We start from the raw sequence: 15,998 nt of genomic DNA, 5'->3' as shown, positions 1-15,998 counted from the left end.
AAGATGAGCAGTGAGCTATTAGATGCTTTAGATGCATTGGAGAAACAAAAAGGGATTTCACGCGATGTACTGATTGAAGCGATTGAAGCGGCGTTGGTAACTGCGTACAAGCGCAATTTCAACCAAGCGCAAAACGTGCGGGTCGATTTGAATTTGAACACAGGCACGATGCTTGTTTATTCCCGTAAAGACGTTGTAGAAGAAGTGGAAGACGAACGCCTGCAAATTTCCCTGGAAGATGCACAAGCGATCAACCCTGCTTATGAAGTAGGCGATGTTGTGGAAGAAGAAGTGACGCCTCGCAATTTTGGGCGCATTGCTGCCCAAACAGCAAAGCAAGTGGTGACACAACGAGTGAGAGAAGCAGAACGCGGATTGATCTTTGAAGAATTCGTCGACCGCGCCGATGATATTGTCAACGGAATCGTTGAACGCATGGACGCACGCAATTTGTATGTCGGCTTAGGCAAAGTGGAAGCGGTTCTTCCGCAGACTGAGCAAATGCCGAACGAATCCTATCAGCCGCATGACCGCATCAAAGTGTATATCACGAAAGTGGAACGCACAACGCGCGGGCCGCAAGTGTTTGTGTCGCGTACCCATCCTGGTTTATTGCGCCGCCTTTTTGAAACAGAAGTTCCAGAAATCTATGACGGCATTGTTGAAATCAAATCAATTGCTCGCGAAGCAGGCGACCGCTCGAAAATTTCGGTTGTCGCACACCGCGAAGATATTGATCCGGTAGGTTCTTGCGTAGGAGCTAAAGGTGCTCGTGTCCAAACAATCGTCAATGAACTTAATGGTGAAAAGATCGATATTGTTGAATGGTCCGAAGAGCCGGTGGTATTTGTCGCAAACGCGCTTAGCCCGTCCAAAGTACTAGATGTACAAGTCAACGAAGAAGAAAAATCGACTACTGTTGTTGTACCGGATTACCAATTGTCACTGGCAATCGGCAAACGCGGTCAAAACGCACGTCTCGCTGCGAAGTTGACAGGCTGGAAAATCGATATTAAAAGTGAAACAGATGCCCGGGAAATGGGCATCTATCCGAATCCGAACGCTAGTATTGAGCTAGTGGAATCGGACGAAGAAGATCTTGACGATTTTGATTTTTACAACGAAAAAGAATAACAGAGAAAAGGTGATGTCCGGTGGCTCTGCAAAAGAAAATTCCGCTTCGGAAATGCGTAGCAACAGGCGAGATGCATCCTAAAAAAGAAATGATCCGCGTAGTCCGGTCAAAAGAAGGCGAAGTATTTGTCGATTTGACTGGGAAAAAATCAGGCCGTGGGGCGTATGTCTCTAAGACGGAAGAAGCCATCGCGGTTGCACGCAAAAAGAAAGTGCTGGAAAATCAGCTGGAAGTTAAAATTCCAGAAGCAATATACGATGAATTGATTCGCGTCGTTCTCAGAGAGCAGCTGAAATAATGATCAAACAAAAAATTCTTCAATTTTTAGGTTTAGCTACGCGCGCCCGAATGACTGTGACCGGGGAAGAACTGGTAGTCAATGAAGTGCGCAGAGGAAACGCGAAAATGGTCATATTAGCAGAAGATGCTTCTGCCAATACGAACAAGAAATTGCATGATAAATGCAAAACATACGGTGTCAAAGTACATGTTTTTGGCACAAGGTTTGAACTTGGCCAAGCAATCGGCAAAGATGAACGAGTCGTTATCGCAATAACAGATGCAGGATTTGCTAAAAAATTGACTAGCTTATTCGACGAAAATAACCGGGGGTGAGCAGATGACCAATATTCGAGTACATGAATACGCCAAAAAAGTAAACAAGCCGAGCAAAGAGATCATTCAAGAGTTATCCAAGCTAAACATTGAAGTGGCAAACCATATGGCTACATTAGAGCCTACTGCTATTTCAAAATTGGACAGCATTTATAAAAACTCTGCCAATGGACAAGGTTTGCAAACACAGACACGCCAACAGCACCAAAGCCAGAACCGTCCTACAGGCGGCGGGAACCGTCCGTCACAAGGGCAAAACCGTCCTGCTGGATCTGGGCAAGGCAATCGCCCATCTGGACAAGGCCAGTCACGTCCATCTGGCTCAGGGCAAGGACAAAACCGTCCTGCTGGACAAGGCCAGAACCGTCCGACTACAGGATCGAATTTTACGCCAAAAGCGGCGAAACCGACTGCTGGCCCAGGCCAACGTTCGAACAACCGTCCAGGCGGCAACCGCAACAATCAAAACCGCAACAAAAACAGACAACAGGCACCGGTAAATCCGATGCCGCCAATGCCAAGAAAAGAAAAAGAATTGCCGGCGAAAATAACGTTCTCCGAGTCTTTGACTGTAGCGGAACTGGCAAAAAAATTAGGACGCGAACCATCAGAAATCATCAAAAAATTATTCATGCTCGGCGTGATGGCGACCATCAACCAAGAATTGGATAAAGATGCGATTGAATTGGTTTGTGCAGAATATGAAGTGGAAGTAGAAGAAGAAATTCTGGTCGATAAAACAGACCTTGAAGTTTACTTCGAACCTGAAGACGAGGACCTTCAACAAGAGCGCCCACCGGTTGTTACGATCATGGGCCACGTTGACCACGGTAAAACGACGTTGCTGGACTCTATCCGCAATACGAAAGTAACTGCAGGCGAAGCAGGCGGCATCACGCAGCATATCGGCGCTTATCAAGTTACGGAAGCCGGCAAAAAAATTACATTCCTGGACACTCCAGGGCACGCAGCGTTTACGACAATGCGCGCACGTGGAGCCAAAGTCACTGACCTTGCGATTATCGTAGTAGCAGCTGATGACGGCGTTATGCCACAAACAGTTGAAGCAATCAACCACGCAAAAGCGGCTGAAGTTCCGATCATTATCGCGGTCAACAAAATGGACAAGCCAAGCGCAAATCCGGACCGCGTAATGCAAGAGTTGACTGAACACGGATTAGTGCCGGAAGCTTGGGGCGGCGATACAATTTTCGTTCCAATTTCGGCTTTGAAAGGCGAAGGCATCGATTCGCTTCTTGAAATGATTTTGCTTGTTTCAGAAGTTGGAGAACTGAAAGCGAACCCTGCACGACGTGCAATTGGTACCGTTATTGAAGCGGAGCTTGATAAAGGCCGCGGCTCGGTAGCTACATTGCTAGTGCAAGATGGAACGTTGAATGTTGGAGACCCAATTGTTGTCGGCAACACGTATGGCCGTGTCCGCGCAATGGTCAATGACCTTGGGCGCCGCGTTAAAGATGCAGGCCCTTCAACTCCGGTTGAAATTACAGGATTGAACGATGTTCCACAAGCAGGAGACCGTTTTGTTGTTTTTGAAGATGAAAAGACAGCGCGCCAAGTGGGCGAAACCCGCGCCGCTTCAGCGCTTCAAGTTCAGCGTTCAGAGAAAACACGTGTTACGCTTGATAATTTGTTTGACCAGATGAAACAAGGGGAAATGAAAGAACTAAACTTGATTGTTAAAGCTGACGTTCAAGGTTCAGTAGAAGCCATGGCTGCTTCCCTTATGAAAATTGATGTAGAAGGCGTAAATGTGAAAATTATTCACACCGGCGCTGGCGCAATTACTGAATCGGACATCGCCCTTGCTGCTGCATCCAATGCAATCGTCATCGGCTTTAACGTCCGGCCGGATGTAAACGCGAAGCGTGCTGCAGAAGCTGAAGGCGTAGATATTCGTCTGCATCGCATCATTTACAAAGTGATCGAAGAAATCGAGTTCGCAATGAAAGGATTGCTTGATCCTGAATTTGAAGAAAAAATTATCGGCCAAGCAGAGGTCCGCAGCACATTTAAAGTATCGAAAGTCGGTACAATTGCCGGCAGTTATGTAATAGAAGGCAAAATCACAAGAGATAGCGGCGTTCGTGTTATCCGTGAAGGCATTGTTGTTTTCGAAGGTGAAATCGATACGTTGAAACGATTTAAAGATGACGCTAAAGAAGTTGCTCAAGGATATGAGTGCGGGATTACCATCAAAAACTTCAATGATGTTAAAGAACTTGATATTATTGAAGCTTACGTAATGGAAGAAATCAAACGGAAATGATCGTTTACATGGAATGCGAATTTTTCATTCCAACCGCACATTCCTTGAAAGAAAAACGGGCAGTTTTAAAAAGCATGTTAACCCGTTCAAAGCAAAAATTTAACGTTTCCGCTGCGGAAGTCGACCACCAAAATGTATGGCAGCGAACGCGCATCGCTTTTGTCACTGTTTCTTCCTCGAAAGAAATGGCGGATAAGGAAATGGAGCAAGTGCTGCACTACTTGGAAAGCAATCCGGAATGGGAATGTTTAGAGATTCAAAAAGAATATTTGTGAGAACGAGGTGAAATAGTGATGACGATGCGTTCGAATCGTGTAGGTGAACAAATGAAAAAAGAGTTGAGCGATATCATCAGCCGCAAACTGAAAGATCCAAGAATCGGTTTTGTAACCGTAACGGATGTTGAAGTAACGGGTGACCTGCAAATGGCTACAGTCTATATCAGTGTTTTAGGCGATGATAAGACAAAAGAGCAAACATTGCTCGGGTTATCCAAATCCAAAGGGTTTATCCGTTCGGAAATCGGACAACGGATCCGGTTGCGGAAAACTCCGGAATTATCGTTTGAATTTGATACTTCTGTAGCATATGGCAATCGCATTGACTCTTTGTTGCGCGACATAAAAGAAGAACCTAAAGAAGAAGAATAAAACTCGAGCCTGCGGTCTATTTTCTTAGATTAGCAGGCTTTTTTTACATAGAAATTAAGGGGCTGAAATGGATGGCGATCAACGGCATTTTGCCATTATGGAAAGAACGTGGCATGACTTCCCATGACTGTGTGTTCAAACTGCGAAAAATTTTAAAAACGAAGAAAGTCGGCCATACAGGCACACTCGATCCTGAAGTGGACGGAGTTTTGCCGATTTGCATCGGAAATACCACAAAAGTGGCTGAATACATCACGGACCAAGGGAAATCGTATGAAGCGGAAGTGACCATCGGCTATTCGACTGAAACAGAAGACGCGACAGGAAGTGTTGTGGCAACCGATGACAGCGAAAAGCATATTACGAAAGAGCAATTGCTTGATGTGTTTGAAAAATTAACTGGAGAAATCACTCAAATTCCACCGATGTATTCAGCGGTTAAAGTGAAGGGCAAAAAGCTCTATGAATATGCGCGGCAAGGCATCGAAGTGGAGCGGCCTTCGCGCATCGTCCGCATCGACGCTATTGAGCTGCTGGATGACCAGCAGGAGTGGACTGGCAAAAGCATAAAGTTCAATATACGGATCCGCTGCGGCAAAGGAACGTACATCCGGACACTGGCTGTTCAAATTGGACAGGCACTGGGTTATCCGGCTCATATGTCTAGGCTGACAAGGACACAGTCAGGAAAATTCAGCCGTGAAGATTGCGTAACACTTGCTCAAGTGGCTGAACTTGCGCAAAATGATAATGTAAATACTATCTTGAAACCGCTAAGTTATGGCCTCAGTGTCTTTCCTTTTGTCGAAATCGAAGAAAAAAATATATTTGCGATCAAAAACGGCCAGGTGCTCGAGCGCCACTCGATTCTTGCCGAACAAGAATTTGTAGTATTTACTGTCAAGGGGCATCCGTTAGCATTATACAAAAGGCATCCTGAAAAAGCGGATAAGATGAAGCCGGAAAAAATGTTTAGCATACCGACAATGGACGAGGTGTAAAATGAAGATTTTTTACTTGAACTATCCAAACCAAATGAAAATCGAAGAAGATTTAGGAGCTTTGTCTATGGCTCTTGGTTTTTTTGACGGTGTACATAAAGGGCATCAACGCGTTATCGGCGAAGCTATCGAACGGGCGAAAGAACAAGGCATCAAATCTGCGGTCATGACATTTGATCCGCATCCATCGCTAGTTTTAGGGGGGAGAAAAGAAGAAGTCTTCTATATAACTCCTCTACGGCAAAAAATGGAAATATTAAAAGAAATCGGAGTCGACGTTTGCTTTATCGTGCGCTTCACATCGGAATTTGCCCAGTTGACGCCGGAGCAGTTTATTCAGCATTTTATCAAGGACCTTAACGTTGTCCACGTTACTGCCGGATTTGATTTTTCATTCGGCAATTTTGGCAAAGGCGATATGGAGACAATGAAAGAGTGCAGCGAAGGTGCATATGGCATCACAGTCATTCCAAAGCAAGAAGATGGAGAAGAGAAAATCAGTTCGACGCGCATTCGCGGTTTATTGAAAGAAGGCGCAGTCGGGGAAGTTTGCCGTCTTCTTGGCCGTCCGTTCAAAATCGTCGGCACTGTAGTCAACGGGGATAAGCGAGGACGGACGATCGGGTTTCCAACTGCGAATGTCGAACCGGAACTCGGAACTTTTGTGCCAGGCCGCGGCGTTTATGCTGTCCGGATCCGTGTACAGGAAAACCTCTACGATGGTGTCTGCAACATTGGCTACAAGCCGACGTTCAACAATCCAGAAGTGAAAAAGCTGAGCATTGAAGTGTATATTCTTGATTTCAACAAAGATATCTACGGGGAACAAGTGACGGTCGAATGGCATCAGCGAATCCGCGACGAAAAGAAATTTTCAGGAATCGACGAATTAAAAGCGCAAATTCAGCGGGACAAAGAAACAGCAATCCGGTTTTTCGAGAGCTTAAACTAAACGGAGCAGTTGATTTTGAAAAAGCGATATGCTATGATTTACAAGTACTAAAAGTACGAACCATTGCTTGGCAATACGAATCACCAACGTTTGCTCGGTAATTGGGGATATTCGAAATTAGGAGGTGGAAACAGTATGGCTATCACTCAAGAGCGTAAAAATGAATTGATCAATGAATTTAAAGTGCATGAAACAGATACTGGATCTGCAGAAATTCAAATCGCCATTCTTACAGAAGACATCAACAACTTGAACGAGCACTTGCGTACCCACAAAAAAGATCACCACTCACGTCGTGGACTTTTCAAAATGGTAGGACGCCGTCGTAACTTGCTTAAATACTTGCGCGAGAACGATGTACAGCGCTACCGTGAGTTAATCTCAAAACTAGGCTTACGCCGATAATAGCAACTAGCAAAAGCGGGACTTGTCCCGCTTTTTCTTTATGCATAAAAGTTTTAACATTCAATCGCACTAAAGGTGCTTTTTTGATACACTACTAAAAGATACATAAAGTAGTTTTTGAAAGATTGTAAGAGAGAGGAGCTCGATTATGGAGCAAACGAAAAAAGTTTATACACTTGATTGGGCAGGCCGGAAATTGCAGGTCGAAGTCGGTCAATTGGCAAAACAGGCAAACGGAGCAGCATTGATCCGTTATGGCGATACGGCAGTACTTTCTACAGCAACAGCTTCAAAAACACCGAAAGCGACGGATTTTTTCCCGCTTACAGTTAACTATGAAGAACGCCTTTACGCCGTCGGCAAAATTCCAGGCGGTTTTATTAAACGCGAAGGGCGTCCATCAGAAAAAGCGACTTTGACGAGCCGTTTGATCGACCGTCCGATTCGCCCACTATTTCCGGATGGTTTCCGCAACGAAGTACAGGTCATCTCCATGGTCATGTCCGTAGACCAGGATTGCCCTTCTGAAATGGCAGCAATGTTTGGTTCTTCACTTTCTTTGATGATCTCCGATATTCCGTTCGATGGACCAATTGCGGGAGTAATCATCGGAATGATCGACGATGAATTTATCATCAACCCGACAAACGAACAGTTGGAGCAAAGCTTGATCAACTTAACGGTTGCGGGAACGAAAGACGCTATTAACATGGTTGAAGCAGGTGCAAAAGAAGTATCTGAAGAAACGATGTTAGAAGCAATTATGTTCGGCCATGAAGAAATTAAGAAATTGATTGCGTTCCAAGAAGAAATTGCGGCAGAAGTAGGAAAAGAAAAAACGGAAATCCAACTTTATGAGTTAGATGCCGATCTTACCGAAACAATCAGAGCCGCAGCTGAAACCGATTTGAAAACAGCGGTTCAAGTAAGTGAAAAACAAGCACGTTCTGAAGCAATCAACGTTGTCAAAGAACGCGTTCTAGTTACTTACGAAGACGCTGATGATGATGTCAAAAAACAAGTCAACCAAATCTTGGATAAAATGGTCAAAGAAGAAGTCCGCCGCTTGATCACGGATGAAAAAATCCGTCCCGACGGCCGCACGCCTTCTGAAATTCGGCCACTGTCTTCAGAAGTCGGCATCTTAAACCGTACCCATGGTTCGGGCTTGTTTACTCGTGGACAAACTCAGGCAATGAGCATTTGTACGTTAGGGGCTCTTGGCGATGTCCAGATCATTGACGGCCTTGGAATTGAAGATACAAAGCGCTTTATGCACCATTACAACTTCCCGTTGTTCTCAGTAGGGGAAACTGGTTTTCTTCGTGGCCCAGGCCGGCGCGAAATCGGCCACGGGGCTCTTGGTGAACGTGCATTGGAAGCTGTTATTCCGAACGAAAAAGACTTCCCTTACACAATTCGCTTGGTTGCTGAAGTTCTTGAATCGAACGGTTCGACTTCACAGGCGAGTATTTGTGCATCAACTTTGGCAATGATGGATGCAGGGGTGCCATTGAAAGCGCCGGTTGCCGGCATTGCCATGGGTCTTGTGAAAAAAGGCGATAACTATACAGTGCTTTCAGATATTCAAGGCATGGAAGACCATCTTGGCGATATGGACTTTAAGGTGGCTGGTACTGCAAAAGGCATCACGGCACTTCAAATGGACATCAAAATCGAAGGCCTGTCCCGCGAAATTCTGGAAGAAGCATTAACACAAGCTCAAATTGGGCGTATTCATATCTTGGATTCGATGTTAGCGACGATTTCTGAACCGCGTGAACGTTTATCACAATATGCGCCGAAAATCATCATGGTGAAGATTAATCCGGACAAGATCCGTGACGTAATCGGGCCTGGTGGCAAAGTCATCAACAAAATTATCGATGAGACTGGCGTTAAAATTGATACAGAGCAAGATGGCACAATCTTTATCTCTTCCGTTGATCAAACAATGAACGAAAAAGCGAAAGCGATGATTGAAAATATTGTCCGCGAAGCGAAAGTCGGAGAATATTATGAAGGCAAAGTAAAACGAATTGAAAAATTCGGTGCATTTGTCGAATTGTTCCCTGGCAAAGATGGCCTTCTCCACATTTCTGAAATCCAGGAAGAACGGACAAAAGAAGTGGAAGATGTGTTAAAGCTGGATGATGTCGTGAAAGTAAAAGTGATTGAAATAGACCGCCAAGGCCGTGTTAACTTGTCACGGAAGATTGTTTTAAAAGAAGAAAAAGAAGAGGCTGAAAAAGCCAACCAATAAAATTAAGAAATACGGGAAATTGCCAGCTTCTGTTGGCAATTTTTTCGTATGGGAGGACGGTTAGAGTGGTTACAACACATACTTGCGAAAATGGATTGCGCATCGTGTCAGAACATATTCCGCATTTTCGCTCGGTGGCTGTCGGCGTTTTTGTGAAAGCGGGATCGCGCGATGAATCGCCTGAAGAAAACGGTATTACACATTTTATCGAGCATATGTTGTTCAAAGGAACCGAAACGCGTACAGCTAAACAAATTGCCCGTGAATTTGACCGCATCGGCGGAGACATCAATGCTTACACATCAAAAGAATATACGTGCTACTATGCGAAAGTTCTTGACCATCATGCAGAGCATGCGGTACAGGTAATTGCAGACATGTTTTTCAACTCGGTGATGGACCCCGCTGAAATTGATAAGGAACGGCAAGTGGTTTTGGAAGAAATCAGTATGACCGAAGACATGGCGGATGACGATGTCCACGAACAGCTATGGAAAGTGATGTATCCACACCACTCAATCGGTGCTCCCATTCTAGGGACCACTGAAACGCTTCCAAGGTTTACTAAAGAAAAAATCATAGAGTTTATGGACCGCTTCTATACGCCGAAAAATACGGTCGTCTCCATAGCGGGAAATATCACGCCGCAATTGTTAAAAGTGGCCGAAACTCTTTTTGGTTCATTTAAAAAACCGGAAAACAAAAAAATTCATATGCTGCCGGATTTTTCTGCCGGATTTTCCTATAAAAATAAAGACACGGAACAAGGCCATCTATGTTTAGGGTATCCAGGACTTTCGTTGAACGACCCTAATATTTATAGCTTGTCGGTGTTAAACAATATATTAGGCGGTTCGATGTCTTCGCGCCTGTTCCAGGAAATCCGGGAAGAGCGGGGGTTGGCCTATTCGGTATACTCCTATCATTCAGCCTATTCCGACCATGGCACATTAGCCATTTACGGCGGTACGGCTGATGAGCAAATCCCCGAATTGCAGGAAGTGATTCTGCAATCGCTTGAAGAAATGCGCTTGCAAGGACTAGGGCGGGAAGAAGTTACGGATTCCAAGGAACAGCTAAAGGGCAATTTAATGCTTGGCCTAGAAAGCACGAGTTCACGCATGAGCCGCAATGGCAAACAAGAATTGATGCTTGGCCGGCATTTGGACTATGATGAAGTATTAGCACAAATTGATGCGGTCTCCCAAGAAAAAGTGGAATCGCTGATGAGCTTGATCACCGGTCAACCAGCAATTTCAATCATTCGGTCAAAAGAAGCTTCCTCTTAACGAGGGAGCTTCTTTTATTTTTTCTTCCAACGGTATTTGCCCGAAGCTTTTTGTTTAATTCAATACTGCAGTAGGCTAAATTATGGTACAATTACGCCAATATCATTGAAGGAGAGAAGCTTGTGAAATCGTATAATATAGCAATTATGGGGGCCACTGGAGCAGTCGGCCAACAAATGAAAGAACAACTTGAAAAAAGAAACTTTCCAGTTAAAACTATCGTATTTTTGGCATCCAGCCGTTCTGCTGGCCAGGAAATAGCTTTTAAAGGCGAAACATATATCGTTCAAGAAGCAGTGCCGGAATCATTTGAAGGCATTGATATGGCCTTATTCAGTGCTGGAGGCAGCATTTCCGAAAAGTTTGCGCCGGAAGCCGTTAAACGTGGAGCAGTTGTTATCGACAATACCAGTGCTTTTCGCATGGACAAAGAAGTGCCGCTTGTTGTGCCAGAAGTAAACAAAGAGGACATTCATGCCCATAAAGGGATTATCGCGAATCCGAACTGTTCTACAATACAAATGGTTTGCGCCCTTCAACCCCTCAAAGAACAGTACGGACTATCGAAAATTGTCGTTTCAACTTACCAAGCCGTATCAGGTGCAGGCGTAAATGCCATCAACGAGTTGAAAAACCAAAGTGCCGACTTTGATAATGTGAAAAATGCGGAAGCGAGTGTATTGCCGGTGAAATCGGCAGACCGCCATTATCCGATCGCTTTTAATGCAATTCCGCAAATTGATCAATTCACTGACAATGGATACACGTTTGAAGAAATGAAAATGATCAACGAAACGAAAAAGATCATGCACGATGAAAACCTATCGGTAGCCGCTACTTGCGTCCGCCTTCCAGTCGTGACTGGCCATTCGGAATCGGTGTATGTCGAGCTTGAAGGAGTTCCGACGGTTGAGGATGTAAAACAGTCGATCGCACAAGCACCAGGCGTAGAATTGATGGACGATCCAGCAAACCAAGTATATCCGATGCCCCTAATGGCTGCTGGGAAAGACGAAGTTTTTGTCGGCCGGATTCGCCAAGATCTGGACAATCCAAGAGGCTTCCATCTATGGGTCGTATCCGATAATTTGGTAAAAGGAGCAGCGCTGAACTCGGTTCAAATCGCTGAAGCTTTAGTAAAAGAACAAATCTTATAATTGTACGAAACAACTGGATACAGCTTGGTAGATGAACCGGGGCTTGCCCCGGTTTGTTTTTTCTTTGGACTGTTTCCTATAATTCCCGTATAATAATATCCATGGATATGTACGGGTAAATTTTAGGAGGAAATTAAGTGGCTAAAATAAAAAATGAATTGATTAGAGTAATACCGTTAGGCGGAGTCGGCGAAATCGGCAAAGCAATGTATGTCATTGAAATTGATGAAGACTTATTCGTAGTGGACAGCGGATTGATGTTCCCGGAAGATGAAATGTTCGGAGTCGATATTGTTATCCCGGATATGAGTTATTTGGAAGAAAACAAAGAGCGGGTCAAAGGGATTTTCTTGACACATGGTCATGAAGACGCGATCGGCTCGATTGCTTACCTATTGAAAAAAATCCAGGCGCCGGTTTACGGATCAAAGTTGACGATTGCGTTAGCGAAAGAACACGTTAAAGAGCAGGGCTCTTTGAAGCATGTGAAGTTTTTTGAAGTTACAAATAAAAGCCGTATGAATTTCGATACTACACATGTAACTTTTTTCCATACAACACATAGCATTCCGGATGCTTTGGGAATTGTATTCCATACGTCGGAAGGTGCGATTGTGCATACAGGCGAATTTAAGTTTGACCAATCGGCGAAAGGCAGCTACAGACCGGATATCGCGAAAATGGCCAAATTGGGAGAAGACGGCGTTCTCATGCTCTTATCAGATTCGACCGAAGCTGAACGTCCAGGCCATACAACTTCTGAGACAGTGATTGCTGATCATTTGTTGACGGCATTCCATGCTGCTGAAGGAAGAATTCTTGTTTCTCTTTACTCTTCAAACTTCATCCGCATTCAGCAAGTGTTTGATCTTGCCAAAATGACCGGGAAAAAAGTGGCGGTTGCCGGAAGAAGCCTGGAGAGCAGCTACGAAGTGGGCTTGCGCCTCGGCTATCTGACGGTTGATGAAGATACCGTCATTTCGTTGAAAGATCTGGAGCAATACCGTGATGACGAAGTTGTCATCATCGTTACCGGCAATCAGGGCGAACCATTAGAAGCGCTTGACAAGATGGTTCGCAAACAACATAAAGACGTGAAGATCAAGGATACGGACACGGTATTAATCACGTTTACGCCATCTCCTGGAATGGAAGTTCCAATGTTCCAGACGATGAACAAATTGGCGAAAGCTGGCGCGAACGTATTGACTTCCAGCAAGAAAGTCCACGTTTCCGGCCATGGCAGCCAAGAAGATTTAAAAATGATGTTGAATATGATGAAACCCAAATACTTTATTCCAATTCAAGGCGAATACAAGATGCTGATCGCCCATTCGAAATTGGCCCAGCAAGTCGGCCTGCAAAAATCGGAAATCTTCATTGCGGATAAAGGCGATATTGTTGAATACAAAAATGGCAAAGTACGCATGAGCGGACGCGTAACAGCAGGCAATGTACTGATTGACGGCATTGGAATCGGTGATGTAGGCAACATCGTTCTTCGTGATCGCAAGCTTTTGTCGCAAGATGGTATTTTCATCGTAGTGGTCACTTTGAACCGCAAAGAAAAGAAAATTGCATCCGGCCCAGAAATGATTTCCCGCGGATTTGTTTATGTGCGTGAATCTGAACAGTTGATGGATGAATCGGCTCAATTGGTCCGTAAAATTGTAGATAAGTATGTAGCGAAAGAAACGTTCGAATGGAATAACATCAAACAGGAAATTCGTGATGCATTAAATTCTTACCTGTTCCAACAAACAAAACGCCGTCCGATGATCATCCCGATTATCATGGAATATTAAGAGAGAAAAAAGTGAAAGGATTTCCAAGCCGACCGATCGGCGGAAATCCTTTTTCGATTATCTGAGAAATGAGGGATTAGAGTGCCACGGACTCGTCCAAAGAAAAAGCAACAAGTGAAAACAAAAACAAAAAAGAAACAGCCGATGCCGATGATCGCATTTGAAGTGATTGGCCTCGTATTGATTGGGCTTTCCGCATTCATGGCTTTTCAGCTTGGAATTATTGGGAAGATGCTCTACAATACGGCCGAACTTTTTGCGGGTTATTTGGCTTTCCTAGTGCCGATCGCATTACTGTTTACAGCTGTCCACGTCATGATCAAGCGCAGCTGGCCGCGCCCTAAACTGAAAGCGGCAGCAGGCGCCTTTTTCCTATTAACGGGGACATTACTGATTTGCCATTTGATTTGGGCCGCAGGGTCCATATTGCCGATCACATCGGCTAATGTCATGGCTGAAACGATCAGGTCGACGAAAGTGACCGGGACAATATGGGAAAGCTACTCAGCGAGCGGCGGCGGGTTTTTAGGAGCTATCCTATATTCGATATTCCACGTATTGTTCGCTACTGCAGGCACTTGGATCATTGCGCTTATTTTATTGTCTATCGGCGCCATTATCTTGACTGGCAAAACAGCAGCTCCATTTATTGCAGAAAAAGTTCCTAGCCTGAAGCCGTTAATGCTTTCGGCTCTTAACCGCTTTAAAAAGAAAAAGCCGAAACGGAAAAAGATCTCATCCACGCGCAGCAAGCCGGTTCTTGACCAGCCTCTTGAAGTTGACGAAGAGCTGGATGACTATGAAGAAGATCCATTAGTTGTGCCGATGGAGCACCATGAAGAACCGATCATTTCGGCGTTCACAGAAAACGTGAAGCCGAAAAAAGTGGAAGTGATGGAAGAACCGGATGAAGTAATAACCGGAGAAGCGCCCCCTCGGGAAGACGGGGATATCACGTTGATGTCGGCTACAGAAGAAATGGAAAACGAAGAATATCAATTGCCTCCGATCAATTTGTTGGCCTTGCCGCCCCATAGCGACCAAAGTGGGGAATATGCAGGCATCCAAAAGAATGCAAAAAAATTGGAGAAAACATTTCAAAGTTTCGGCGTCCGCGCAAAAGTGACGCAGGTCCATCTTGGGCCAGCTGTAACAAAATATGAAGTCCTGCCTGACACAGGCGTTAAAGTCAGCAAAATTGTCAGTCTCTCCGACGATTTGGCACTCGCTTTAGCTGCTCGGGATATCCGGATCGAAGCGCCGATCCCTGGAAAATCAGCAATCGGAATTGAAGTTCCGAACAGCGAAGTGGCCGTTGTTTCTTTAAGAGAAGTGCTGGAATCGGAGGAAAACGACAAACCCGACAAAAAACTGCTATTCGGTTTGGGAAGGGACGTATCTGGCCAGGCGGTTATGACTGAACTCAACAAAATGCCGCATTTATTGGTTGCTGGCTCTACGGGAAGCGGGAAATCGGTATGCATCAATGGCATCATCACCAGCATCATCATGCGGGCAAAACCGCATGAAGTGAAAATGATGATGATTGACCCGAAAATGGTGGAATTGAATGTCTACAATGGTATTCCGCACTTGCTTGCACCGGTTGTCACTGATCCTCGAAAAGCGGCTCAGGCGCTAAAGAAAATTGTTTCGGAAATGGAGCGGCGCTACGAATTGTTTTCCCATACCGGAACGCGCAATATCGAGGGCTATAACGATTATGTCCAAACCTTTAATGATGAAAATGAAGAAAAACATCCGAAATTGCCTTACATTGTCGTCATTGTTGATGAGTTGGCGGATTTAATGATGGTTGCATCAAACGAAGTTGAAGATGCCATTACACGTATAGCCCAGATGGCGCGGGCGGCAGGCATTCATTTGATCATTGCGACACAGCGCCCAAGCGTCAATGTCATCACTGGAGTAATCAAGGCGAACATCCCTTCACGAATTGCGTTTGCTGTTTCTTCATCAATTGACTCACGCACTATTTTGGATATGGGCGGAGCAGAGAAATTACTCGGACGTGGCGATATGCTGTTCCTCGGCGCAGGCCAATCAAAACCCGTCCGCGTGCAAGGCGCATTCTTATCAGATTCAGAAGTGGAAAAAATTGTGGATTTCTGTATTGAGCAACAAAAAGCGCAATACCAGGAAGACATGATTCCAACCGAAGTTGATGAAACCAAACTGGAAGAAGAGACTGATGAAATTTACGACGAAGCTGTACAATTGGTATCTGAAATGCAAACAGCTTCCGTTTCAATGCTGCAACGGCGCTTCCGGGTTGGTTATTCCCGCGCTGCGAGAATTATTGACCAAATGGAACAGCGCGGCGTAGTCGGTCCGTATGAAGGCAGCAAACCAAGAACGGTTCTTGTTCCAAAACAAGAGGACTATTAAACTGAAAAATTCAGTTAGAGTAGCATA

The 15,998-nt window shown here is 44.9% G+C and carries 14 protein-coding genes; all 14 read left to right on the top strand.

The window, feature by feature from the left end; genetic code table 11:
- The first annotated feature begins 3 nt into the window (after positions 1-3).
- Positions 4-1,134: a transcription termination factor NusA gene (nusA, locus tag FQV28_RS08160; RefSeq protein ID WP_146495381.1), complete on the top strand. Its 1,131-nt coding sequence runs from the start codon at positions 4-6 to the stop codon at positions 1,132-1,134.
- Positions 1,135-1,154: 20 nt separating this feature from the next.
- Positions 1,155-1,433, top strand: a complete 279-nt coding sequence (gene rnpM, locus FQV28_RS08155; RefSeq protein ID WP_146495379.1) for an RNase P modulator RnpM — start codon at positions 1,155-1,157, stop codon at positions 1,431-1,433.
- Positions 1,433-1,750, top strand: a complete 318-nt coding sequence (locus tag FQV28_RS08150) for a YlxQ family RNA-binding protein (protein ID WP_146495377.1) — start codon at positions 1,433-1,435, stop codon at positions 1,748-1,750. The genes rnpM and FQV28_RS08150 overlap by 1 nt, the downstream gene beginning before the upstream one ends.
- A gap of 4 nt (positions 1,751-1,754) precedes the next feature.
- A complete protein-coding gene (gene infB / locus FQV28_RS08145; protein ID WP_146495375.1) occupies positions 1,755-4,040 on the top strand; it encodes a translation initiation factor IF-2 in 2,286 nt (761 codons plus the stop codon).
- Positions 4,037-4,315, top strand: a complete 279-nt coding sequence (locus FQV28_RS08140) for a DUF503 domain-containing protein (RefSeq protein WP_146495373.1) — start codon at positions 4,037-4,039, stop codon at positions 4,313-4,315. The genes infB and FQV28_RS08140 overlap by 4 nt, the downstream gene beginning before the upstream one ends.
- 18 nt (positions 4,316-4,333) lie before the next feature.
- On the top strand, positions 4,334-4,690 hold the full coding sequence (gene rbfA, locus FQV28_RS08135) for a 30S ribosome-binding factor RbfA (RefSeq protein WP_146495371.1): 357 nt from the start codon (positions 4,334-4,336) through the stop codon (positions 4,688-4,690).
- A gap of 71 nt (positions 4,691-4,761) precedes the next feature.
- Complete coding sequence (truB, locus tag FQV28_RS08130) at positions 4,762-5,691, top strand: tRNA pseudouridine(55) synthase TruB (protein ID WP_146495369.1); 930 nt, start codon at positions 4,762-4,764, stop codon at positions 5,689-5,691.
- Between the two features lies 1 nt (position 5,692).
- Positions 5,693-6,643 carry a riboflavin biosynthesis protein RibF gene (gene ribF, locus FQV28_RS08125; protein WP_146495367.1) on the top strand — a complete coding sequence of 317 codons (951 nt, stop codon included), beginning with the start codon at positions 5,693-5,695 and terminating at the stop codon, positions 6,641-6,643.
- A gap of 135 nt (positions 6,644-6,778) precedes the next feature.
- Positions 6,779-7,048, top strand: a complete 270-nt coding sequence (rpsO, locus tag FQV28_RS08120; RefSeq protein ID WP_146495365.1) for a 30S ribosomal protein S15 — start codon at positions 6,779-6,781, stop codon at positions 7,046-7,048.
- A gap of 148 nt (positions 7,049-7,196) precedes the next feature.
- A complete protein-coding gene (gene pnp / locus FQV28_RS08115; RefSeq protein WP_146495363.1) occupies positions 7,197-9,311 on the top strand; it encodes a polyribonucleotide nucleotidyltransferase in 2,115 nt (704 codons plus the stop codon).
- Between the two features lie 65 nt (positions 9,312-9,376).
- Positions 9,377-10,600, top strand: a complete 1,224-nt coding sequence (locus FQV28_RS08110; protein ID WP_146495361.1) for a M16 family metallopeptidase — start codon at positions 9,377-9,379, stop codon at positions 10,598-10,600.
- A gap of 122 nt (positions 10,601-10,722) precedes the next feature.
- Positions 10,723-11,757: an aspartate-semialdehyde dehydrogenase gene (locus FQV28_RS08105; protein WP_146495359.1), complete on the top strand. Its 1,035-nt coding sequence runs from the start codon at positions 10,723-10,725 to the stop codon at positions 11,755-11,757.
- Between the two features lie 137 nt (positions 11,758-11,894).
- A complete protein-coding gene (locus FQV28_RS08100) occupies positions 11,895-13,562 on the top strand; it encodes a ribonuclease J (protein WP_146495357.1) in 1,668 nt (555 codons plus the stop codon).
- Between the two features lie 144 nt (positions 13,563-13,706).
- Entirely contained in the window at positions 13,707-15,971 is a 2,265-nt protein-coding gene (locus FQV28_RS08095; RefSeq protein ID WP_186763837.1) for an FtsK/SpoIIIE family DNA translocase, read from the top strand.
- The last annotated feature ends 27 nt before the right edge of the window (positions 15,972-15,998 follow it).

It is taken from the genome of Planomicrobium sp. CPCC 101079, from assembly GCF_007859275.1.
Lineage (GTDB): Bacteria > Bacillota > Bacilli > Bacillales_A > Planococcaceae > Planococcus.
The sequence above is the reverse complement of the archived record's forward strand: the minus strand, read 5'-3'. Positions and strand labels throughout refer to the sequence as shown.